Consider the following 22883-nt stretch of genomic DNA (forward strand, 5'->3'; position numbering starts at 1 on the left):
GAGCCGGATTCCGACGCCAACCTCTTGATCAACTTGGGTCGACGGGTGGGGGTGGGGGTGGGGGTGCGGTTTCGGCGGCTCGGACGGCTTGGGCGTAGGCCAGGGTGGTTCGGCGCAGGGCCGCTTCGCTGTCGATTCCCGCCTCACGGGCCGCGACGACTGCCGCCAGCAGGCTCGCGCCCAGTCTCGCCTCGGCGTCCACCTGCGTGGCGACCGGCGGAAGCGGGACCTCGATGCCGTTACGGGTGGCGCGTTCCAGGACCTGCGCGGCCAGGGCCAGGGCGGGCTGGCTGAGCGCCACACCGTCCAGGACGGAATCGCGCGCCTTCTCGACCCGCTTGATCCGCTCCCAGTTGGCGGTGATCTCCTCCAACGTGCCCGCCTCCGCGCCGGCGAAGACGTGCGGATTACGCCGGATCATCTTGTCGACCAGGCCACCCGCCACGTCGTCGATGGTCCACCGCTCGCCCTCGGGCAGCTCCTCCGCCAGCCGGGCGTGCAGCACCACCTGCAGCAGCACGTCGCCCAACTCCTCACGCAGCGAGTCGGTGTCGTCCTCGACCATCGCGTCGTACGCCTCGTAGCTCTCCTCCAGCAGGTAGCCCGCGAGGCTGCGGTGCGTCTGCGCCCGTTTCCACGGGTCGCCACCCGGTGAGGCCAGCCGGTCCAGCACGGCCACCGCGTCGAGCAGCCGGGCCCCCGGCGGGTCCCACGAGCCGTACATCAGCTCCAACTCGGCCAGCCCCGGCTCCCGGGCCAGCCGCAGACCCAACTCCCGGGCCAGGGCCTCGTCGCCGGCCGGGCCGGCCAACCAGACCGCCGTACCGTGCGCCGCGACCGTGTCGAGCAGCGGCTGCGTCGCCGGGCCGTTCACGATCCGCACCTCGGCGCCCGCCTGACGCACGGCCGTGGTCAACTCGCTCTCCGCACCGGCCAGGACCGGATGCTGGCGTACGACATCCCAGGCGGCCGAGGTCAGCAGGCCGGCCGGCAATCGGGGTGAGGTGACCAGCAGGACGATCCGTGCCGTCATGCTCAGCTGGCCGTGCCCTCGGCGTCCGGGTTCGCGCTCGACGGCACCGCGTCCGGGGTGGAGACGTCGGTGACCGTTCCGGAGCCCGCCTCGCCCAGCGGCACGCTCACCGCGGGAGCGTTGCCCTCGAAGGTCAGCACCGGGAACTCCAGCGGCCGGTACCGGGGGTTGACTGTCACGTCGTGGCTCTCGACCGCCTCGACAAGCGCCCGGCGGGTCGCGAGCGCGGCGCGCAACTGGTCACGCGACTGCTCGCCGTCGAGCTGACGGGCGGCGTCCTCGTCGCTCACGTCGGCCGGGATCTTGGCGGCCTTGCGACCCGCCGCGACCACGTCGGCCAGCTCCTTGTCGGTCGGGGCGACCGCCTCGCCGGACGGCACCCCGGACAGGCAGGTGTAGAGCTCGGCGACCGAGCGCGCGTACCGGGTCTCGGGCGCGAGCCCGAACTGCTGGGCGGCCTGCTCGGGCGACACCTGGGCGCGCGGCTGGTAGTTCTTCTCCCTGGACACCCGCCCGCACACCTCGCCGAGCACCAGCACGCTGGCCACCTCGGCCGGACCGGGCAGCGGCGGACGCGCGGCGGCGGACGGGTCGTCCGCCGGGGGCGTCGGGTTCTTCGCCCGCAGATCGTCCAGCATGGCGGTGACCGCATCCTGGGTGATGCGGTGGTCCCCGACATAGGCGGCGACACCGGGCTCGGCACGGCAACCGGAGAGGGCGACGATCCCGACCGCCACGGTGGCGGCGGCGACAAGACGGCGAGCACGCATGTCCGTCACTCTCTCACGCCATCACGCGGCGCTGTGACGCCCCCCACCTCCACCCGTCGCGCTCGGCCCGGCGACTCCGACGCACCCGCACCGTCGGGCCGCCGTGCTCACCCGGCCGCGGCGACCAGCGGGGCGGGGGCGCCCAGCACGTCGGAGAGCAGTTGTGCGCACCACTCGAGCAGCGCCTGGTCGCGCAGCGGCTCGCCGCCGATCCGACGGGTGGTCGGTCGGGGCACGCTCACCTGGTCGGTGGCCTGCTTGTAGACCGCGTCCGGGTGGTAGCGCTTGAGCCGCATCTGCTTCGAGTCGGGCAGCGGCAGCGGCCCGAACCGGATGTGCTTGCCCTGCATCGTCACGTCGCTCAGGCCGTACCGGCGGGCCAGCAGGCGGAACCGGGCCACCGCCACCAAGTTCTGCACCGGGGCCGGCGGCTCGCCGTACCGGTCGGTCATCTCGGCGACGACCTCGCGCAGACGCTCCTCGTCGCGTGCCTCGGCGAGCTTGCGGTACATCTCCAGGCGCAGCCGCTCCACGCTCACGTAGTCGTGCGGCAGGTGCGCGTCGATCGGCAGGTCGATCTTGACGTCGGTCTCCTCCTCCTGCCGCTCACCCTTGAACGCGGACACCGCCTCGCCGACCATGCGCACGTACAGGTCGAAGCCGACGCCCTCGATGTGCCCGGACTGCTCGCCGCCGAGCAGGTTGCCGGCGCCCCGGATCTCCAGGTCCTTCATGGCCACGTACATGCCGGCACCCAGCTCGGTGTGCTGCGCGATGGTGGCCAGCCGCTCGTGGGCGTGCTCGGTGAGCGGCTTCTCCGGCGGGTAGAGGAAGTACGCGTACGCCCGCTCCCGCCCCCGGCCGACCCGGCCGCGGATCTGGTGCAGCTGGGCCAGGCCGAGCAGGTCGGCCCGCTCCACGATCAGGGTGTTGGCGTTCGGGATGTCGATGCCCGACTCGACGATCGTGGTGCAGACCAGGACGTCGAACTCCTTCTCCCAGAAGCCGACCATCACCTTCTCCAGGGCTTCCTCGCCCATCTGGCCGTGCGCCACCGCGACCCGCGCCTCGGGGACCAGCTCCCGCAGCCGCCGGGCCGCCCGGTCGATCGACTCGACCCGGTTGTGCAGGTAGAACACCTGCCCGTCGCGCAGCAGCTCGCGGTGAATGGACGCGGCGACCTGCCGGTCGTCCTGCGCGCCGACGAAGGTGAGCACCGGGTGCCGCTCCTCCGGCGGAGTGGCGATGGTGGACATCTCCCGGATGCCGGTGATCGCCATCTCCAGGGTGCGCGGGATCGGGGTGGCCGACATGCTCAGCACGTCCACCGAGGCCCGCAGCGTCTTCAGGTGCTCCTTGTGCTCGACACCGAAGCGCTGCTCCTCGTCCACGATCACCAGGCCGAGCTGCTTGAACCGGGTCGCGGTCTGCAGCAGCCGGTGGGTGCCGATGACGATGTCGACGGTGCCGTCGGCGACCATCTCCAACGTCCGCTCGGTCTCCTTCGGGGTCTGGAACCTCGACAGCTGCCGGATCTGCACCGGGAACTGGCTCATCCGCTCCGCGAAGGTGTTGTAGTGCTGCTGCACCAGCAGCGTCGTCGGCACCAGCACCGCCACCTGCTTGCCGTCCTGCACGGCCTTGAACGCCGCCCGGACCGCGATCTCGGTCTTGCCGTAGCCGACGTCACCGCAGATCAGCCGGTCCATCGGGACGGTCTGTTCCATGTCCCGCTTGACCTCGTCGATAGCGGCGAGCTGGTCCGGCGTCTCCTGCCAGGGGAAGGCGTCCTCCAACTCCCGCTGCCACGGCGTGTCCGGGCCGAACGAGTGGCCCTTGGACGCCTTGCGGGCGGCGTACAGCTGGATGAGCTGGGCGGCGATCTCCCGGACCGCCTTGCGGGCGCGGGCCTTGGACTTCTGCCAGTCCGAGCCGCCCATCTTGTGCAGCGTCGGCTGCTCACCGCCCACGTAGCGGGAGAGCTGGTCGAGCTGGTCGGTCGGGACGAACAGCCGGTCGCCGGGCTGGCCACGCTTGCTGGCCGCGTACTCGATGACCAGGTATTCCCGGCTCGCGCCGTTGACTGTGCGCTGCACCAGCTCGACGTAGCGGCCGATGCCGTGCTGCTCGTGCACCACGAAGTCGCCGGCCTTGAGCTCCAGCGGGTCGATGGTGTTGCGCCGGCGGCTCGGCATCTTGCGCATGTCCCGCGTCGAGGTGCCCCGACCGCCGGTGACGTCGTTGCCGGTGAGCAGCACGAAACGGGACGCCTCGTCGACGAACCCACTGCCCAGCGCGCCGCAGGTGACGACCATCTCGCCGGGGGCGGGCGCGGTCGGCACCTCCTCGGTGAGCCGGGCGCCCAGCCCGGCGTCGCGCAGCACCTCCACCGCCCGCTGGGCGGGGCCGTGCCCCTCGAAGACCAGCGCGATCGACCAGCCCTCGCCGGCCCAGCGCTTGAGGTCGTCGACCACCCGCGCGGTCTCGCCGTGGTAGAGCGGGGCCGGCTGCGCGGCGAGGGTCACCGCGATGGCGTCGTCGGGGGTCACGCTGGCCTGCTCGGGCGCGTCCTCCCACGGCTGCCGTGTCTCGGCGGTCTCCGCTTCGACCAGGCCGAACGGGGACAGCGTCCACCACGGCTGGCGGAGGGTGGCCGCGGTGGCGCGGACCTCGCCCAGGGTGCGGAAGGCGGCGGCGCCGACGTCCACCGGGGCCTGGCCACCGACCGCGGCGGCGGCCCAGCTGGCCTGCAAGAACTCCTCCGACGTACGCACCAGGTCGTGCGCCCTCGTGCGGATGCGCTCCGGGTCGCACAGCAGGACGTGGGTGCCGGCCGGCATGGCGTCCAGCAGCAGCTCCAGCGAGTCGGGGCCGACCAGCACCGGGGCCAGCGACTCCATCCCCTCCACCGGGATGCCCTCGGCCAGCTTGTCCAGGATCTCGGCCAGCTCCGGGTGCTGCTCGGCGAGCGCGGCGGCCCGCTCGCGCACCGCCGGGGTGAGCAGCAGCTCACGGCAGGGCGGCGCCCAGAGCAGCGGAACCTGCTCGATGGTCCGCTGGTCGGCGACGGCGAAGGTGCGGATCTCCTCCACCTCGTCGCCCCAGAACTCCACCCGGGACGGGTGCTCGTCGGTGGGCGGGAAGACGTCCAGGATCCCGCCGCGCACCGCGAACTCGCCGCGCTTGGTGACCAGGTCGACCCGGGCGTACGCCATGTCGGTCAGCCGGCGGGCGACCTCTTCCAGGTCCGCCTCCTCGCCGGCAGCGAGCTGCACCGGCTCCAGGTCGCCGAGCCCCTTGAGCTGCGGTTGCAGCAGTGAACGGACGGGCGCCACGACCACCCGCAGCGGCCCGGTGCCGCCGTGCGCGTCGGTCGACTCGGGGTGCGCGAGGCGGCGCAGCACGGCCAGCCGGCGGCCCACCGTGTCGGAGCGGGGGGACAGTCGCTCGTGCGGCAGCGTCTCCCAGGAGGGGAAGACCACCACCTGCTCCGGCGGCAGCAGCGCGCCCAGCGCGGCGGCCAGGTCGTCGGCCTCCCGGGTGGTGGCGGTCACCGCCAGCACGGGCCGCCCGGCCCCGCCACCGGTGCCGTCGGGGTCGGCCGCGACGGCGGCCACCGCGAACGGACGCAGTGCGGCGGGAGCGGTGATGTCGAGGCCGTCAACCTGGGCGGCACCGGAGCGCGCCAGGTCACGCGCCCGGGTCAGCCCGGGGTCGGCCAGAGCGGCGGAGAACAGACCGGTGAGCAAGGGAATCCTTCCAGGGGAGTCGGCGCACACCACTTGGGCCCCTCGTCCATCCGGACGGGGGGTGCACGCCAACCAGCCTATCCCCGCGCACCGACACCCACCCCGTTCCGCCCAGGTCGCGTCGTCCGCGCCCCTGGCCCGCGCACCCCGACCAGGTCCGCACCCGGCACGGGTCCGCCCCTCCGCAGTCCCTCTCGCCCCAAGATCCGCACAACATCGGGGAAGTTGCTGCCTCCGGAGCGCGGGAGGCAGCAAGTTCCCTGATGTTGCGCGGATCTTGCGGGGTTGGAAGCGTCCTCGGCCGTCCCGGAGCGCGGACACGCCATTGCGCGGGGGTGATGGGGCGCGCTGCCGCCTTGCACGGGGCGACACCGACCAAGATCGTGCTCGATCCAGGATGTAGTGGTCTCGAATCCGTCGGATCGCACTCTTTCGTGGATCGAGCACGATCTTGGCCACCTGGACGACGCCGACCACAGGCAGCCGACCACAGGCGGCGGATCACAGGCGGCGGATCACAGGCCACCACAGATGACCGGTCGCAGGCGAAGGGCCACGGGCCCGCTTTGGCCGTACCTCGCGAGGGCACACCCCCATGCCCGAGGGAGCCGGAGGCCGCGAAAAGATCTTGACCGGCGCCGGCAGGCGTGGTCGGGTTTCGGAATGAGTGAGCAGTGGCGCGCACAGTTCGACGCGGAGGTGAGCTTCGCCAACGGCGGCGGGCTGCGCACGGAGGGGTTCCGGCTGGACATTCCGGGTCGGGAGATCACCGACGACGATCTCGCGGCGTTGTTCGTCCGCCACCTCGGGCTGCTGATGGTCGCCGAGGTCCGGATCAGCGCGAAGACGATCATCGAGGAGCCGCACAAGGGCGGTCGGGGCGTCGACGTCGAGGAGTCCGGCGCCGATCGTCGGCTGGTCGAGCTGAGCCACGTGATCCGCGACGGGATGACCACGCTGCCGGGGTGGTCCCCTCCGAGGATCGCCGACTGGTTGACCTTCGCGGAATCCCGCGAGCGGTACGCGCCGGGCACCGAGTTCCACGTGGCCCGGATCGACATGATCGCCAACACCGGCACGTACGTGGACACTCCCGCCCACCGCTGGTCCGGCGGCGACGACCTGACCGGGGTGTCCCTGGATCGCCTCGCCAACCTGCCCGGGTTGCTGGTCCGCGTACCGGCCGGCACCCGAGCCGTGGACCGGCTGATGCTGGCTCCGTACGAGGTGGCCGGGCGCGCGGTGCTGCTGCACACCGGGTGGGACGTGCACTTCGGCACCGAGCGGTACGGCGCACCGGAGGCGCCGTACCTGACCGGGGACGCCGCGCAGGCGCTGGTCGACGCCGGCGCAGCACTGGTCGGCATCGACTCGATCAACATCGACGACATGAGCCCAGCGGCCCGAGGCGTACGCCCCGCGCACAGCACGCTGCTCGCCGCCGGCGTCCCGATCGTGGAGCACCTGACCGGCCTGGGCGCGCTGCCGCCGAGCGGGTTCCGCTTCACCGCGGCCCCACCGATGGTGGCCGGCATGGGCACCTTCCCGGTCCGCGCCTTCGCCGTTGTCAATCCCTGATCCACGCCGACTCCCCGACCCGCGAACCCGCCGACCACGGGATCGAGCCGACCGAGGCGCAAACCGAGCCGGTCGACCACAGCCGACCAGGTGGGCCGGCACGGGCCGGCACGGGCCAGCACGGACCGGCACAGGCCAGCACGGGCCGGCACAGACCCGAAGAGCCGCTGCGGAGCGACCCGTCGCTCGGGGTGGACCAGGGGTTGGTGAGTGACCAGAATCGAGCCGGGTAGTGCGAGATCGCCGTGCAAGGGGGGACGATGCCCGCTGAGGGAGTCGGCAGTGATCCGCGTCGTCGTACCACGCCGGCCCGGTGGCGGGTGCTGGGGCATCCGGACGGCATGCTGATCTACCAGGTGCGCTGCATCGTGGAGAACCACGGCTGGACGGAGACTGTCGCGGAGGACCGGCACAAGGTCATCCTGGGGCGTTCCGGGGCGTACCGGCGCCGCCTCAACGGGCGGGTCGAGGTCTCCGACGCCACGTCGATGCTGCTGACCCGGCCCGGCGACGAGATGGCGGTGGCGCACCCGTTCGGCTGCGGCGACTCGTACACCTGCCTGGAGATCGATTCGGCGGTGCTGGCGCAGCGGCCGGACGCGGAGCGCTGGATGGACCGGGCCGGCTGGGCCGGCACCTCGGACGCCACCTTGGACCTGGCGCACCGTCTGCTGGTGGCCGAGTTCCGGCGCGGGCTGGACGGCTTCGAGATGGCCGAGCGGCTCCAGCGGTTCCTGGCCCGCCTGCTGAGCCACAGCGCCCTCGCCTCCAACGGCGAGAACGGCGAGGACGGCGCGGTGGAGCGGGCGGTCCGCCGCCGGCCGGCGACGCTCGCCGCGCACCGACGGCTCGCCGACCGGGCCCGGGAGGTGCTGGCCAACTCGGGGTTCACGATGGGCCTTGACGAGGTGGCCCGGGAGGTGGGCAGCTCACCGCATCACCTCAGCCGGGTGTTCCAGCGGATGACCGGCAGCAGCCTGACCGCCTACCGCAACCGGCTGCGGGTGCGTGCGGTGCTGGACACCCTCGCCGAGCCCGACGGCCGCCCGCTCGGCGCGCTCGCCAGCGAGTACGGCTTCGCCGACCAGGCACACCTGACCCGGGTGGTCCGCGAGCAGGTGGGTCACCCTCCGGCCAGGCTGCGCCGCCTGCTCACCGCGACCCGCGAGGACCCGTCCGCGACAGCCTGAGCCCGGAGGCCGGCGGAGGTGCCGCACGGGGGGCGTACGGCACCTCCTTCGGGCACGCCCGAAGCGGCCCGCGACAGGTCCGGCCGAGGCGTCGGACCTCCCCGAACAGGCCCGCATGCCCCGATCCGGCCACCTCTGCGGGGTGGCTCCCGGACCAACGGAGACCATCCTCCCGAGCGCCCCCCGGACGGTCTTGAAGAAAATTGCTCACCTTCACCACTCGCCGAGAAATGCCGTAAACAGGGCAAATGTCGCCCTAGGCTGATCTGGTGGACGAGGCGCCGGAGGTCCGGGTACGCGACTGGCTCCCCCGCACCGCAGGCCTCCTGCTCGGCACCCTCGCGCTGGCCACCGCCTTCATCGCCGCGTACGTCGGCGCCCTGCACCAGCCCCACCCCCGGGACGTGCCGGTCGGCGTGGCGGCGAGCGACCAGGCCGCCCGCACGGTCCTGGCCGCCGTCCGCGACCGGACCGACAGGATCAAAGCCATCGAGTACGCGGACCCGGGCACCGCCGACGACGGCCTGACCGGCCGCGAGGTGTACGCGGTGCTCAGCTCCGCCCCCGACGGCGGGCTCGTCCTGACCACCGCCAGCGCCGGCGCACCGTCCGCCACCGACCTGGTCACCCAGGTGCTCACCAGCGCCGCCCAGCAGGCCCGACTGCCGCTGCGGGTGACCGACGAGGTGCCGGTCGCCGCCACCGACCCCCGCGGCCTGGTCCCCTTCTACCTGGCCATCGGGTACGTCCTCGGCGGATACCTGGCCTCGACGGTGCTCGGCGTCTCCGCCGGTACCGCCCCGCGCACCCTGCGCCGCGCGGGACTGCGCATCGGGGCGCTCGCCGTCTACAGCGTGGCGCTCGGCATCGTCGGGGCGGTGATCGTCGGCCCGGTGCTGGACGTCTGGCACCACGACCTGCCGGCGGTCGCCGGCGCCGGGATGCTGGCCGCCTTCGCCGCCGCGATGGTCGCCGCGGCGGTCCAGGGCTGGCTGGGCGTCCTCGGCACCGGGCTGGTCATCCTGTTGCTGGTGGTGCTCGGCAATCCGGGCTCCGGTGGCATCTACGCTCCCGAGTTCCTGCCCACCTGGCTGCGCGGAATGCACCTGTGGAACGTACCCGGCCTGGCCACCGACCTGATCAAGTCAGCCGTGTACTTCGACAGACGCTCGATCGGCTGGCCGGTGACCGGTCTGGTGCTCTGGGCGGTGGTCGCGCTGGCCGCCCTGCTCGGCGCGACCCGGGTGCGGGGGCGTCGGGCGACTGCCGGCGCAAGACCCTGAAGTGATCTCCGGGGTGTTCCGTGTCACGACGCGGCATGCGGAGAGCCCCTCCTGCCAGCCGGCCCGACGTGGATACCATCCAGGGAGTCGGACAGCGCTGTCCTTCGTACTCACGTAAGGAGCGCATCGTGACCGACCAGCACGACCACGACGGCCCGGACGCCGCGCTGCGCGCTGACATCCGCCGACTCGGCACCCTCCTCGGCCAGACCCTGGCCCGCCAGGAGGGCCGCCCGCTGCTCGACCTCGTCGAGGAGATCCGCGCCCAGGTCCGCTCCGACGTCCCGGCCGCCGCCGAGCGGCTCGGCGGGCTCGACGTGACCACCGGCACCAAGCTGGCCCGCGCCTTCTCCACCTACTTCCACCTGGCCAACATCACCGAGCAGGTGCACCGCGCCCGGGACCTGCGTCGCCGTCGCGCCGTGCAGGGCGGCTGGCTGGACCAGGCGGCCAAGATGATCGCCGAGCGGGGGGTGCCGGCCGAGGAGATCGCCGCCGCGGCCCGCCGGCTGGCGGTCCGCCCGGTTTTCACCGCCCACCCGACCGAGGCGGCCCGCCGCTCGATCCTGTCCAAGCTGCGCGCCATCGCCGACGAGCTGGACACCGAGACCGCCAACGCGATCCTCTACGGCGCCAGCGACGAGGGCCCGGCCAACCGCCGGCTGGCCGAGTTGCTGGACCTGATGTGGCAGACCGACGAGCTGCGGCTCGACCGGCCCGACCCGACCGACGAGGCCCGCAACGCCATCTACTACCTGCGCGACCTGTACGCCGAGGCCGCCCCGCAGGTGCTCGACGACCTGGCCGACACGCTGCGCACCCTCGGCGTGGAGACGTCGCCGACCGCTCGCCCGCTGAGCTTCGGCACCTGGATCGGCGGCGACCGGGACGGCAACCCGTTCGTCACCCCGGCGGTCACCCGCGAGGTGCTGACCATTCAGCACGAGCACGGCATCGCGGCCACCGAGAAGGCGATGGACCACCTGATCAACGAGGTGTCGGTGTCCCGCCGACTGCGCGGGGTGTCGCTGGACCTCTCCGCCAGCCTCGCCGCCGACCTCGACGCGCTGCCCGAGGTGGCCCCCCGGTTCCGTCGGGTCAACGCCGAGGAGCCGTACCGGCTCAAGGCCCGCTGCGTGAAGGCGAAGCTGGCCAACACCCGGCAGCGGCTCCGCCAGGGCACCGCCCACGTTCCGGGCCGCGACTACCGCGGCTCCGCCGAGCTGATCGCCGACCTGGACCTGCTGCGCGCCTCGCTGGCCCGCAACTCCGGGCAGCTCACCGCCGTCGGCCGACTCGCCTCCACCATCCGGACGGTCTCCGCGTTCGGCCTGCACCTGGCGACGATGGACGTGCGGGAGCACGCCGAGAAGCACCACGAGGTGCTCACCCAGCTCTACGAGGCGGTCGGCGAGGTGCCCGACTACCCGGCGTTGAGCCGGTTGGAGCGCACCAAGCTGCTCGCCGACGAGCTGACCGGCCGGCGGCCGCTGTCCACCCTGGACACCCCGCTGACCGAGTCGGCCCGCAAGACGTTCGACGTGTTCAGCACGATCCGCGAGGCGCAGGACCGGTTCGGCGCGGAGGTCATCGAGTCGTACATCATCTCGATGACCCTCGGCGTGGACGACGTGCTCGCCGCCGTGGTGCTGGCCCGCGAGGCCGGGCTGGTCGACGTGCACAGCGGCCGGGCCCGGATCGGCTTCGTGCCGCTGCTGGAGACCCCGGGCGAGCTGAACGCCGGCGGGGAGATCCTCGACGAGCTGCTGTCGCTGCCCGCGTACCGGGCGCTCGTCGCGGCCCGGGGCGACGTGCAGGAGGTCATGCTCGGCTACTCCGACTCCAACAAGGAGGCCGGGATCACCACCAGCCAGTGGTCGATCCACCGGGCCCAGCGCGCGCTGCGTGACGTCGCCGCCCGGCACGGCGTACGCCTGCGGCTGTTCCACGGTCGCGGCGGCACCGTCGGCCGCGGCGGCGGCCCGACGCACGAGGCGATCCTGGCGCAGCCGTACGGCACGCTGGACGGCGCGATCAAGGTGACCGAGCAGGGTGAGGTGATCTCCGACAAGTACACCCTGCCCTCGCTGGCGCGGGAGAACCTGGAGCTCACCCTCGCGGCAGTGCTGCAGGCGACGCTCCTGCACACCGCGCCCCGGCAGCCGGCCGAGATGCTGGAACGCTGGGACGCGACGATGGACGTGGTCTCCGAGTCGGCGTTCCGGTCGTACCGGTCGCTCGTCGAGGACCCGGACCTGCCGGCGTACTTCTGGGCGTCCACCCCCACCGAGCTGCTCGGTGCGCTGAACATCGGCTCCCGGCCGGCGAAGCGCCCCAACACGGGCGCCGGGCTCTCCGGGCTGCGGGCCATCCCGTGGGTGTTCGGCTGGACGCAGACCCGGCAGATCGTGCCGGGCTGGTTCGGCGTCGGCTCCGGCCTGGCCGCCGCCCGGGAGGCCGGTCTGGCGGACGTGCTCGCCGAGATGCACCGCAACTGGCACTTCTTCCGCACGTTCCTGTCGAACGTCGAGATGATGCTGACCAAGACCGACCTCAGCATCGCCCGCCGGTACGTCGAGACCCTCGTGCCGAAGAAGCTGCACCCGATCTTCGAGCAGATCGAGCAGGAGTACGAGCTGACCAAGCGGGAGGTGCTGGCGGTCACCGCCTCGCCCGCCCTGCTGGAGAACTCGCCGGTGCTCCAGCGCACCCTGGCCGTCCGGGACACCTACCTGGAGCCGCTGCACCACCTCCAGGTGGCGCTGCTGCGCCAGTACCGGGAATCCGGCGCGGCCGGCCGTGCGGTGGCCACCGCCCCGGGTGGCCGACGCGCCCCGAGCGACGGCACGGCCCTGGAGCGGGCACTGCTCACCACGGTGAACGGCATCGCCGCCGGCATGCGCAACACCGGCTGATCAAGCAGCACGGCAACGGGCCCCGGTCACCACGACCGGGGCCCGTTCCGCATGCTCAGCCAGCGGTGCTCACCAGTCGCCGCCGCCGAAGTCACCGCCGCCGAAGTCGCCGCCACCGAAGTCGCCGCCGCCGAAACCTCCGCCGCCGAAGTCACCGCCGGCATAGTCGCCGCCGCCGACGTTGCCAGCCTGGTCGCCGCCACCGAAGTCGCCGCCCTGGTCGCCGAAGTCGCCGCCCTGGTCGCCGGCATCGCCGCCCTGGTCACCTGCGTAGTCGGCGCCGTCACCGAAGCCCTCCTGGTAGCCCTCGTCGTACCCGTAGCCCGGGTCGGCGAAGGCCGGCGAGAACAGCGCGTCAGCGATCAACATGCCGCCGAGCACGCCGGCCCCCGCACCCAACGCGGTCTTCCACCACGGCGTCGAATACCAGCCCGCCGGCACCGGCCGGCCCTGGTAGCGGCCACCGGGGTAGTAGTACGGCGTCTGCCGACCGGGCTGCGGGCCGGCCCGGAAGGTCTGCCCCTGCACGTCGACCTCGCGCTCCTTGGTGAGCTGCCCGACGCCCCGCGCGGCGGCCAGCGCCGGCACCTCGGGGCCGGGATCGATCCCCAGCGCGGTCCGCGCCGCCCGGATGTACGCCAGTCCCTCCAGCGCGGTCTCCCGGGCGAGCGCGAACTGGTGCGGCGTACGCGCCTGCTCCAACTGCGAACCCGCCGCGTTGTACCGCTCACCGGCGTCGGCCAGCGCCTGGCGGACCGCCGGCTCGTCGCCCTGAAGGGTCAACAGCTGACCACCGAGGCGCTCGTACCAGCGGTGCGCCTCGGCGCGGGCGTCGCCCAGCTCCGTGCGCCGGCGGGCGGTGCCCTGGGCACGGATGAGCGCCGCGGCACCGAGCGCGCCGACCAGCACGATCGCGAGGCACAGCACAAGTTCCATGTCATCGAACGTACCCCCGGGTGTCACGTCGTACCCGTCTGGCAAGCTCCGGTGATGGACGTCTCGACGCTGCTGGTGGTGATCGTGTGCCTCGGTGCCGGCGGGGCGGTGGGCTGGCTCGCGGCCCGGTCCCGGTCGGCGGCCGACATCGCCAGGCTGGATGCCACCCTGACGGCGACGCGGGAGGGCGAGGGGCGGCTGGAGCAGTCCATGCGGGCGCTGAGCTACGAGGCCACCGCGCAGTCGCAGGAGGCGGTGGCCCGTGCCGTGGCGCCGCTGCACGACAGCCTGCGCCGCTACGAACAGCGGGTCGCCGAGTTGGAGCACGACCGGGTCGACGCGTACGCCGAGCTGCGCGAGCAGGTCCGCTCGATGAACGCGGTCTCCGGGGAGCTGCGCACCGAGACCAAGCAGCTGGTCGCCGCGCTGCGCGCGCCACAGGTGCGGGGCCGCTGGGGCGAGCACCAGCTGCGCCGGATCGTCGAGGCGGCCGGCATGCTGGAGCACTGCGACTTCTCCGAGCAGGTCACGGCCGCCACCGACGACCAGGTCGTCCGCCCGGATCTGGTGGTCCGCCTGCACGGGGGCCGGTCGGTGGTGGTGGACGCGAAGGCGCCGTTCGACGCGTACCTCACCGCCATGGAGGCCCGCGACGAGCGTGGCCGGGACACCTACCTCGACGCCCACGCCCGCCACCTGCGCGGGCACGTCGACGCCCTGGCCGCCAAGTCCTACTGGTCGGCGTTCGACAGCTCACCCGAGTTCGTGGTCCTGTTCGTGCCCGCCGACCCGTTTCTCGACGTCGCGCTCCAACGCGACCCGACGCTGTTGGAGCACGCGTTCGCCCGCAACGTGGTGCTGGCCACGCCGGCCACCCTGGTCGCCCTGCTCCGCACGGTGGCCTACTCGTGGCGACAGGAAGCCCTGGCCCGCAACGCCGTGGCGGTGCACACCCTCGCCCGGGAGCTGTACGGCCGGCTCTCCACCCTCGGTGACCACGTGGGCAAGCTCGGCTCGTCGCTGGCCGGCGCGGTGACCGCGTACAACAGGGCGGTCGGCTCGCTGGAGGCGCGGGTGCTGGTCAGCGCCCGCAAGCTCGCCGAGCTGGGCGTCTCGGACGACGAGCTGGCGACGCCCGCGCAGATCGAGCTGACTCCCCGCCAGCCCCAGGCACCGGAGCTGCTGGACGACGCCGACCGCTGACCGCGCCGCGCCTGCTCCTACCTGCGATTGGCGCTCTCCACGACGAAGGGCATGCCCTGCTGGCAGGTGGTCATCATGCCCTTCTCGACCCGGCCGGTGACGGTGACCCGGGTGCCGGCGGCCAGCACGTCCCGCGGGCCGCCCACCAGCAGATAGCCGTCGAGCAGCAGGCAGTTCGGCTCCACCCCGGCGGTGATCGTGCCGGTGAGTTCGGTGGCACCGACCGGCGGCGGGACGGTGGGCCCGCCCGGCGACTTGAGCGGGCCCGAGGGCGTGATCGCCGGTGCGGAACTGCTGGGCGACGCCGCAGTGGGTTGCCCGGCAGTTGCCGACGGCGCTCCGGGGGTGGTGGAGCCGTCCGTCCCCCCGCAGGCGCTCAGCGCCGCGACGGCGACCAGGGCGGGGACGACGAGCCGAAGGGTCCTCATGCCGTCTTCGACGCACCGGGACCGCGTGGCGTTCCCACAGTGATTCGCCTCCTGATCACCGGCGGCACCGCGGCACGGCGTGCCCCGGCGCCCGAACGTGCTCAGCCGCGGCTCGCGGCGGCCTTCATGTCCCGCTTCAGCTCCTGCGGAAGCGAGAAGGTCAGCCGCTCGTTGGCGGTGGTGATCTCCTCCACGTCGTCGAACCCGCGTGCGGCCAGGTGCGTCAGCACATCGTTGACCAGGTCCTCCGGGACGCTGGCCCCGGAGGACACCCCGACCGTGCGGGCGTCGGCCAGCCAGGCGTCGTCGATCTCGTGGGCGAAGTCGACCAGGTGACCGGCGCGGGCGCCGGCGTCCAGGGCAACCTCGACCAGCCGGACCGAGTTGGAGGAGTTCGTCGAGCCGACGACGATCACCACGTCGCACTCGGGGGCGATCTCCTTGACGACGTGCTGCCGGTTGGACGTGGCGTAGCAGATGTCGTCGCTGGGCGGGGACTGCAGCAGCGGCAGCCGGGTCTTGAGCCGGGCGACGGTCTCCAGCGTCTCGTCCACCGAGAGCGTGGTCTGGGAGAGCCAGACGACCTTCTCCGGGTCGCGAACGGTGATCTTGTCGACGCCGTCCGGGCCGTCCACGAGCTGGATGTGCGCGGGAGCCTCACCGGCGGTGCCGATGACCTCCTCGTGCCCCTCGTGGCCGATCAGCAGAATGTCGTAGTCCTCGGCGGCGAAGCGCTTCGCCTCCTGGTGCACCTTGGTGACCAGCGGGCAGGTGGCGTCGATGGCCTTCAACGAGCGCTCCCGTGCCTGCTCGTAGACCTCGGGCGCCACGCCGTGCGCCGAGAAGATGACTGTGGCGCCCTCGGGCACCTCCTCGTTCTCCTCCACGAAGATCGCGCCCTGGGCCTCCAGCGTCTGCACGACGTGCTTGTTGTGCACGATCTGCTTACGCACGTAGATCGGGGCGCCGTAGAGCTTCAGCGCCTCCTCGACGGTCTGCACGGCGCGATCCACACCCGCGCAGTAGCCACGGGGCTTGGCCAGGAGCACGCGCTTGCCGGTCCGGAGATCAGTCACCCCCCCATCGTACGTGCCGGCTCTCCCACCGGCACCGGGCGACGACCCCACCCCCCACTCTGCGCTGATCATGAAGTTGTTGCCCCGACACGCCGGCACGGAGGCGACAACTTCATGATCGACGGTCCAGATGGGCTGGGTCGTAGGGTGGGCGGGTGACTGAGGGTGGGGCGCGAGCGGGGAGCGGCGGGGCCAGTAGCGCGGAGGAGCCTTGGCCGGTTCGGGTCGTTTCGCAGAAGGTCGGGGCGTGGATCGCCAAGCTCGGCTGGGTGTGGGTGGACGGGCAGGTCGCGCAGATCAGCCGCCGCCCCGGGGCCACCACTGTCTTTCTGACCCTGCGTGACCCGTCCGCCGACCTGAGCCTGACCGTCACCACCAACCGCGACGTGCTGGACGCCGGGGCGCCGGAGCTGCGCGAGGGCGCCCGCGTGGTGCTGCACGCCAAGCCGGAGTTCTACGCCGCCCGGGGCACGCTGAGCCTGCGCGCCGACGAGATCCGGCAGGTGGGGCTCGGTGAGCTGCTGGCCCGGCTGGAGAAGCTCAAGAAGCTGCTCGCCGCCGAGGGGTTGTTCGACCGGGCGCGCAAGCGCCGGCTGCCGTTCCTGCCCGGCCGGATCGGGCTGATCACCGGTCGCGCGTCGGCCGCCGAGCGGGACGTGCTGACCAACGCCCGTCGACGCTGGCCGGCCGTGGAGTTCCGGACGGTGAACGTGGCAGTACAGGGCCCGTCCGCCGTGCCGCAGATCGTCGACGCGCTCAAGGTCCTGGACGCCGACCCGAGCATCGATGTGATCATCATCGCGCGGGGCGGTGGCGGCATCGAGGATCTGCTGCCCTTCTCCGACGAGGCGCTCTGCCGGGCCGTGTTCGGCTGCCGTACGCCGGTGGTCAGCGCGATCGGCCACGAGACGGACGCGCCGCTGATCGACTACGTCGCCGACCTGCGGGCCTCCACCCCGACCGACGCGGCCAAGCGGGTGGTCCCCGACCTCACCGAGGAGGTACGCCTCATCGGCCAGGCCCGGCACCGGCTCGAGCGGGCGGTCCGCAACCTGGTCGACCGGGAGTCCCACCGTCTCGACAGTCTGCGGTCCCGGCCGGTGCTGGCCCGGCCGCAGGTGATGGTGGAGCAGCGCGCGACCGAGCTGGCCGCGCTGCGCCAGCGCGCCGGCCGCTGCCTGGACCACCGGCTCGCCGGCGCCGGCGACGACCTGCGGCACACAGTGGCCCGGCTGCGCGCCCTGTCCCCCGCCGCCACCCTCGACCGGGGGTACGCGATCGTGCAACGCGCCGACGGGCACGTGGTGCGGGCGGCGGCCGAGGTCGCCAAGGGTGACCCGCTGCGGGTCCGCCTCGCCGACGGTGAGCTCGCCGCGACTGTCGACGGCGCAGTGGCGACGCGGTGACCCGGACAGGGGTGTGCTGAGATGGACGCGATGACTGACGACACGAAGGCCGGGCCGGACGAGCGGCTCAGCTACGAGCAGGCCCGCGCCGAACTGGCCTCGGTGGTCGAGCGGCTGGAGGCCGGCGGCACGTCCCTGGAGGAGTCGCTGGCGCTGTGGGAGCGCGGCGAGGGGCTGGCGGTGATCTGCCAGCGCTGGCTGGACGGCGCTCGGGCGCGGATCGACGCCGCCCGGCAGGACCCCGCGTCCTGATCACCGATGGGGCGGCCGGAGCCGCCCCACCCGCGTACGACGGTCAGCTGAACAGGCTGTAGAGCTCGGCCGGCGCCTCGACGACCTGGTCCGCCGGCGGCTTCTGCGCGGCGGTGGCGGAGCCGTAGTCGGAGTACGTCATCTTGATCTCCTGGGCGGCGGTCTGCCCGGCGGCCGGGAGTTGCAGCACCAGCTCGCTGAGCCGGCCCTGCGGGTCGACCTTCGCGGTGAACGGAACCGTCTTGGCCTGGGTGCCCAACGCGGCGATCGTGGCGGCGTTCAGCGAACCGGCCTCGGCGGCCTTGGTGACGTCGATGGTGCCGGCGTACGTGCCGGTGCCGGTGCTGCGGACCTCGGTGATGCCCTGGGTCAGCACGGCGCTGCCGGCCGGGTCGACCTTCTCGAAGTCGAAGCCGAGGTTCTTGTTGCCCTTGATGCGGGCCTGGTCGAGGTGCTGGTACTTGCCGAGGTTGAGCTGCTTGATGGCGGGCAGGCTGTCGGCGGTGGGGCCGGTCAGCTCCAGCTTCACCCAGCTGTCCGGCTTGAAGTGGATCACGTCGAGCTTCATCGCCAGGTCGGAGGAGGGGCCGCCGATGGAGATCTTCATCGCGGCACTCTGACTCGGCTGGTGCACCAGCCCTTCGGCGACCGAGCCGGCGCCGGAGAGGCTGAACCGGAAGTTGCCGTTGCTGATCTCCTTGGTGGAATCCAGCAGCGCCTGCTTGGCGTCGCCGGCCACCGGCGTGCCGCCGGACGCGCTGGGCACGCCGGACGCGCTCACCGTGGGGGACGCGGTCGATCCGGCGGTGCCGGTGGTACCGCCGGCGCAGGCGGCCAGGGCGGGCGTGAACAGGGCGGCGGCTACCAGGCCGGCACCGAGTCGTCGAACAGTCATACGTGTCTCCCAAGGGGGTCACCCGACGACCTGGTCGGCGCCGGAAACCGGGCGACGCGGCAGCCCTTCGGCCACGTCGCGCGATCCGGGACGAGCGGCACGCCCGGATCACTCCCTCTTTGTTCCCCGTCGACGCGTCGAACAATCACCCTTATCGTCCGGTTGCTCGCGCCAACCTGCCCCGAAATGCAGGATCGGGGTGGCCCAGGGCCACCCCGATCCGTCGTGCCGACCTACTTGAACATCTCGTACGTCTCGGCCGAAGCCTCGACGACCTTGTCCGCCGACGGCTTCTTCGCGCCGGTGCCGGTGCCGTAGCCCGAGTACGCGATCTTGACGTCGTGCGCGGCGGTCTCGCCGGCGGCCGGCACCGAGATGACCAGCTCGGTGAGGCGGCCCTGCGGGTCCAGCTTGGCGGTGAACGGCAGCGCCTTGGCCTGCGCGCCCAGCGCGGTGACGACGTCCTCGTCGAGGGCGACCGAGTCGGTGGAGGCACTGATGTCGATCTTGCCGGCGTACGTGCCCTCGCCGGTCTTCTGCACGTCGGTCACGCCCTTGACCAGCGTCTCGCTGTCGATCGGGTCGAGCGTCTCCGGGTCGAGCTGGAGGTCCTTGATGCCCTTGACCTTGGTCTTGTCGAGGTGCTGGTACTTGCCCTTGTTCTTCGCCAGCTCGGGGACCATGGCGGCCATGGCACCGCCGATGTCCATCTTCACCCAGCTCTCCGAGTCGATGTAGATGAGGTCCATCTCCATCGACACGTCCTGGGAGGCGTCACCCAGCTTCATGGTCAGCTGCGCGCTGTTGCTGGGCTTGTGCACCAGGCCGCCGCCGGTCAGGTCGGCGCCCGTCAGGGTGAAGGTGAAGTCGCCCTTGGCCGCCTCCTTCGTGGAGGCGAGCAGCGCCTCCTTCGGGTCGGCCGGCACCGCCGGCGCGGACGGGCTGGGTGCAGCGGCCGGCTCGGCAGCGTCGGACTTGCACGCGGCCAGGCCGGGGATGAGCAGGGCGGCGGCGAGGAAGCCGAAGCTCCACCGTCGAATGTTCACTGAGATCTCACTTCGCGAAGATGGACATGGCCCGGCCGCAGTGTGCGGACCGGACCGAGCCGAGGGAGCGTAACGGATACGCCCCCAGCGTCGCGGGGGGCGTATCGATGTCGGACTGTCAGCGCAGCGCGCCGGCGAGTTCGCGCAGCTCGTTGTCCCGGGCGTCACCGACGACGAGCACCGTGCGGGCCGGTTCCAGCAGCACCAGCGCCTGCTGGTTCCCCCGGGCCGTGTAGCGCTGCCAGGTGCGCCCGGCCAGCTCCGTCGGGCCCTGCGGCTGACTCTGGTCGGTCAGCTCGGCGGGGAGCAGTTTTTCCGCCGGCACGTTGCTCTGCAGCAGCTGGACACCCCGCCCCTCCGGCGTGAGGTAGCCGATCCGCAGGTTCGCGCCGCCCTCGACGGTCTGGTAGCGGGCGCTGACCGTACGCCAGCCGGAGCCGAGCCCCTGCGGCTCGCTGACCGGGAAGGTGTTCGCCGACCGCGCCTGCTCGATCGCCGGGGCCGCATCGACAGTGGTGGCCTGATCGCCGCCGAGGAAACCCCGGTAGAACGCCAGCAGCAGCGCGATCGGGATCAGCAGCACCAGCAGCGAGATCGCCATGTCCTTGGGCGACCGCTCGGCCTTGGTCGCCGCCGCGGCCACCCGTGGCGGCGGCGCGGACCGCTCACCGGTCCCCGTGGCGTCGCCGGGCCCACCGGCGGCCGCACCCGGCCGGGCGGCCGAAGGCCGCGGCGACGGGTCCGGCGACGGCTCACCAGCAGCCGGCGCCCGCTCACCGGCGACGAGGGCCGGCTCGTCGGCAGCCGGAGACGACTCACCGGCGACAAGGGCCGGTTCGCCGGTGCCCGGCGTCGTCGGACCGGTCGCGGCGGGCTCGGCGCCGGCGGGTTGGTCGACCGGCGGCTGGCCACCGGGCGGCGTGCGGTCGGCGGGTACGCGGTCGGCAGGCTGTGCGGGTTCCACCCTGCTATCTTCGCAGCCGCCCGACCGGCGGTATCCGGCCCATCACCGCCCCGCGCCGACGCCCGGTCGGCCATCGTGTGAGGATCAGCGACAAAGCCGGCGCGGGACCGCTCCGCCGCCGGCCGTCCCCGCACCGTCGCGAGGAGGAGCAGCCGTCATGACGAACACCAGGACGCGGATCCCACAGGATCTCGACCGTAACCTGGCCCTCGACCTGGTCCGGGTCACCGAGGCCGCGGCGATGGCAGCCGGCCGCTGGGTCGGCCGGGGCGACAAGGAGGGCGGCGACGGCGCCGCCGTCGACGCCATGCGCAAGCTGATCAACTCCATCCAGATGCGCGGCGTCGTGGTGATCGGCGAGGGCGAGAAGGACAACGCCCCGATGCTCTTCAACGGCGAACACGTCGGCGACGGCACCGGCCCCGAGGTGGACGTCGCGGTCGACCCGGTCGACGGCACCACCCTGATGAGCAAGGGCATGCCGAACGCGGTGGCGGTGCTCGCCGTCTCCGAGCGGGGCGCCATGTTCGACCCGAGCGCGGTCTTCTACATGGAGAAGCTCGCCGTCGGTCCCGCGTACGCGGATGTGATCGACATCAACGCCGGGGTCGCCGAGAACGTGCGCCGGATCGCCAAGGTCAAGGGCACCGATGTGTCCGAGGTGACGGTCTGCGTGCTGGACCGCAGCCGCCACGACGACCTGGTCAGCCAGATCCGCCGGACCGGGGCGGGCATCCGGTTCATCTCCGACGGCGACATCGCCGGCTCCATCGCGGCGGCCCGCGGCGAGTCGGACGTCGACGTGCTGATGGGCATCGGCGGCACCCCCGAGGGCATCATCTCGGCCTGCGCGCTGAAGTGCATGGGCGGGGCGATGCAGGCCAAGCTGTGGCCGCGCGACGACGAGGAGCGGGAGAAGGCACTCGCCGCCGGGCACGACCTGGACCGGGTGCTCGGCACCGACGATCTGGTGACCGGGGACAACTGCTTCTTCGTGGCGACCGGGGTCACCTCCGGGGACCTGCTGCGCGGGGTGCGGTACCGGGCCGGCGGCGCGTACACCCAGTCGATCGTGATGCGCTCCAAGAGCGGCACCATCCGGGTGATCGACTCGTACCACCGGCTGGAGAAGCTGGCGCTCTACTCCGCTGTCGACTTCGACGGTCGTCCGCTGGCCGAGCAGGAGTGATCGCCACCGACGCCGCGACGCCGCAGGCCCTCTCCGCGACCCGCCGGATCGCCGGTGTCGCGTTGGCGTCGTTCTCCGGAGTCGCGGTGGCGGTGCAGTCCCGGATCAACGGCGAGCTGGGCGTACGCCTGGCCGACGGGTTCGCCGCCGCGGTGGTCTCGTTCGGGCTGGGTCTGGTGGTGCTGCTGGTGCTGGTGCCCGCCACCCCCGGCGGGCGACGAGGGCTGGTCGCGCTGCGTCGTGCCCTCGCGGCGGGCGCGCTGCGGCCGTGGCAGTGCCTGGGCGGGATGTGCGGCGCGTTCCTGGTGGCCTCCCAGGGCCTCACCATCGGCACGTTGGGCGTGGCGGTCTTCACCGTGGCCGTGGTCGCCGGCCAGTCCGGCAGCAGCCTCGCCGTGGACCGCGCCGGCATCGGGCCGACCGGCCGGCAGCCGGTCACCCGGCAACGGTTGGCCGGCGCGGTCCTCACCGTGCTGGCGGTCGGCCTGGCGGTCGGCGACCGGCTCAGTGCTCCGGGCGCGCTGGCGCTGGCCCTCCTGCCCCTGGTCGCCGGGGTGGGCACGGCCTGGCAGCAGGCGGTCAACGGGCGGGTCCGGGCGGCTGCCGGCAGCGCGTTGACCGCCACGCTCGTCAACTTCGCCGTCGGCACGGCCACCCTGCTCGTCGCGTTCGCGATCGACGTCGCCGTACGAGGGTGGCCGACCGGCCACCTGCCGAGCGAGCCGTGGCTCTACCTGGGCGGCCCGATCGGCATCGTGTTCATCGCCATCGCCGCAGCGATCGTGCGGTTCACCGGTGTGCTGCTGCTCGGCCTGGCCACCATCGCCGGCCAGATCGTGGGGGCGGTCCTGCTGGACCTGGTGCTGCCCACGGCGGCCTCACACCCTGGTGTGAACACCCTGCTCGGGGCCGCGCTGACCATGGTGGCCGTGCTGATCGCCGCGCTGGCACCACCGGCCCGCCGCTGACC

18 protein-coding genes are annotated in these 22883 nt (G+C 72.7%); 9 read left to right on the forward strand and 9 right to left on the reverse strand.

Annotated features, from left to right (window positions below; all coding sequences use genetic code 11):
- Positions 1–28 precede the first annotated feature (28 nt).
- From AB0B39_RS02490 to mfd, 3 genes are all read right to left on the reverse strand, one after another.
- Positions 29–1033, reverse strand: a complete 1005-nt coding sequence (locus AB0B39_RS02490; RefSeq protein ID WP_357573304.1) for a nucleoside triphosphate pyrophosphohydrolase — start codon at positions 1031–1033, stop codon at positions 29–31.
- A 2-nt stretch (positions 1034–1035) separates the two neighbouring features.
- A complete protein-coding gene (locus AB0B39_RS02495; protein WP_234584111.1) occupies positions 1036–1803 on the reverse strand; it encodes a hypothetical protein in 768 nt (255 codons plus the stop codon).
- Positions 1804–1910: 107 nt separating this feature from the next.
- Entirely contained in the window at positions 1911–5552 is a 3642-nt protein-coding gene (gene mfd, locus AB0B39_RS02500) for a transcription-repair coupling factor (RefSeq protein ID WP_357493656.1), read from the reverse strand.
- 663 nt (positions 5553–6215) lie between these two features.
- Here mfd and AB0B39_RS02505 point away from each other — a divergent pair.
- From AB0B39_RS02505 to ppc, 4 genes are all read left to right on the forward strand, one after another.
- On the forward strand, positions 6216–7130 hold the full coding sequence (locus tag AB0B39_RS02505) for a cyclase family protein (RefSeq protein WP_357573305.1): 915 nt from the start codon (positions 6216–6218) through the stop codon (positions 7128–7130).
- A gap of 260 nt (positions 7131–7390) precedes the next feature.
- Positions 7391–8320 (forward strand): AraC family transcriptional regulator, encoded by a 930-nt coding sequence (locus AB0B39_RS02510; RefSeq protein WP_357573306.1) that lies wholly within the window; start codon positions 7391–7393, stop codon positions 8318–8320.
- 269 nt (positions 8321–8589) lie between these two features.
- Positions 8590–9603, forward strand: a complete 1014-nt coding sequence (locus AB0B39_RS02515) for a hypothetical protein (RefSeq protein ID WP_357573307.1) — start codon at positions 8590–8592, stop codon at positions 9601–9603.
- A gap of 128 nt (positions 9604–9731) precedes the next feature.
- Positions 9732–12518: a phosphoenolpyruvate carboxylase gene (gene ppc / locus AB0B39_RS02520; RefSeq protein WP_234584116.1), complete on the forward strand. Its 2787-nt coding sequence runs from the start codon at positions 9732–9734 to the stop codon at positions 12516–12518.
- A gap of 69 nt (positions 12519–12587) precedes the next feature.
- On the opposite strand, the gene AB0B39_RS02525 is transcribed toward ppc, so the two are convergent.
- Positions 12588–13454, reverse strand: a complete 867-nt coding sequence (locus AB0B39_RS02525; protein WP_357493648.1) for a hypothetical protein — start codon at positions 13452–13454, stop codon at positions 12588–12590.
- A gap of 54 nt (positions 13455–13508) precedes the next feature.
- Between AB0B39_RS02525 and AB0B39_RS02530 the strand changes: the two genes are divergently transcribed.
- Positions 13509–14657 (forward strand): DNA recombination protein RmuC, encoded by a 1149-nt coding sequence (locus AB0B39_RS02530; RefSeq protein ID WP_234584118.1) that lies wholly within the window; start codon positions 13509–13511, stop codon positions 14655–14657.
- Between the two features lie 17 nt (positions 14658–14674).
- Here the strand turns inward: AB0B39_RS02530 and AB0B39_RS02535 are convergent, their stop codons facing one another.
- Complete coding sequence (locus AB0B39_RS02535) at positions 14675–15085, reverse strand: hypothetical protein (RefSeq protein ID WP_357493646.1); 411 nt, start codon at positions 15083–15085, stop codon at positions 14675–14677.
- 101 nt (positions 15086–15186) lie between these two features.
- A complete protein-coding gene (locus AB0B39_RS02540) occupies positions 15187–16233 on the reverse strand; it encodes a 4-hydroxy-3-methylbut-2-enyl diphosphate reductase (RefSeq protein ID WP_357573308.1) in 1047 nt (348 codons plus the stop codon).
- A gap of 83 nt (positions 16234–16316) precedes the next feature.
- On the opposite strand from AB0B39_RS02540, the gene xseA reads away from it, so the two are divergent.
- Positions 16317–17567, forward strand: a complete 1251-nt coding sequence (gene xseA, locus AB0B39_RS02545) for an exodeoxyribonuclease VII large subunit (RefSeq protein ID WP_357493642.1) — start codon at positions 16317–16319, stop codon at positions 17565–17567.
- Between the two features lie 30 nt (positions 17568–17597).
- Entirely contained in the window at positions 17598–17819 is a 222-nt protein-coding gene (locus AB0B39_RS02550; protein WP_357493640.1) for an exodeoxyribonuclease VII small subunit, read from the forward strand.
- Between the two features lie 43 nt (positions 17820–17862).
- On the opposite strand, the gene AB0B39_RS02555 is transcribed toward AB0B39_RS02550, so the two are convergent.
- The 3 genes from AB0B39_RS02555 to AB0B39_RS02565 all read right to left on the reverse strand — a co-directional run bounded on the left by AB0B39_RS02555 (position 17863) and on the right by AB0B39_RS02565 (position 20724).
- A complete protein-coding gene (locus AB0B39_RS02555) occupies positions 17863–18714 on the reverse strand; it encodes a hypothetical protein (protein ID WP_357493638.1) in 852 nt (283 codons plus the stop codon).
- Positions 18715–18947: 233 nt separating this feature from the next.
- Complete coding sequence (locus AB0B39_RS02560) at positions 18948–19760, reverse strand: hypothetical protein (protein WP_234584124.1); 813 nt, start codon at positions 19758–19760, stop codon at positions 18948–18950.
- 118 nt (positions 19761–19878) lie between these two features.
- Positions 19879–20724 carry a DUF4245 domain-containing protein gene (locus AB0B39_RS02565; RefSeq protein ID WP_357573309.1) on the reverse strand — a complete coding sequence of 282 codons (846 nt, stop codon included), beginning with the start codon at positions 20722–20724 and terminating at the stop codon, positions 19879–19881.
- 157 nt (positions 20725–20881) lie between these two features.
- Between AB0B39_RS02565 and glpX the strand changes: the two genes are divergently transcribed.
- Positions 20882–21913, forward strand: coding sequence for a class II fructose-bisphosphatase (gene glpX / locus AB0B39_RS02570; protein ID WP_234589139.1), 1032 nt, complete (start codon positions 20882–20884; stop codon positions 21911–21913).
- A complete protein-coding gene (locus tag AB0B39_RS02575; protein ID WP_234589137.1) occupies positions 21910–22881 on the forward strand; it encodes a DMT family transporter in 972 nt (323 codons plus the stop codon). Before glpX ends, AB0B39_RS02575 begins: the two co-directional genes overlap by 4 nt.
- Positions 22882–22883: the final 2 nt, after the last annotated feature.

Source organism: Micromonospora sp. NPDC049114 (genome assembly GCF_040648635.1).
Lineage (GTDB): Bacteria > Actinomycetota > Actinomycetes > Mycobacteriales > Micromonosporaceae > Micromonospora.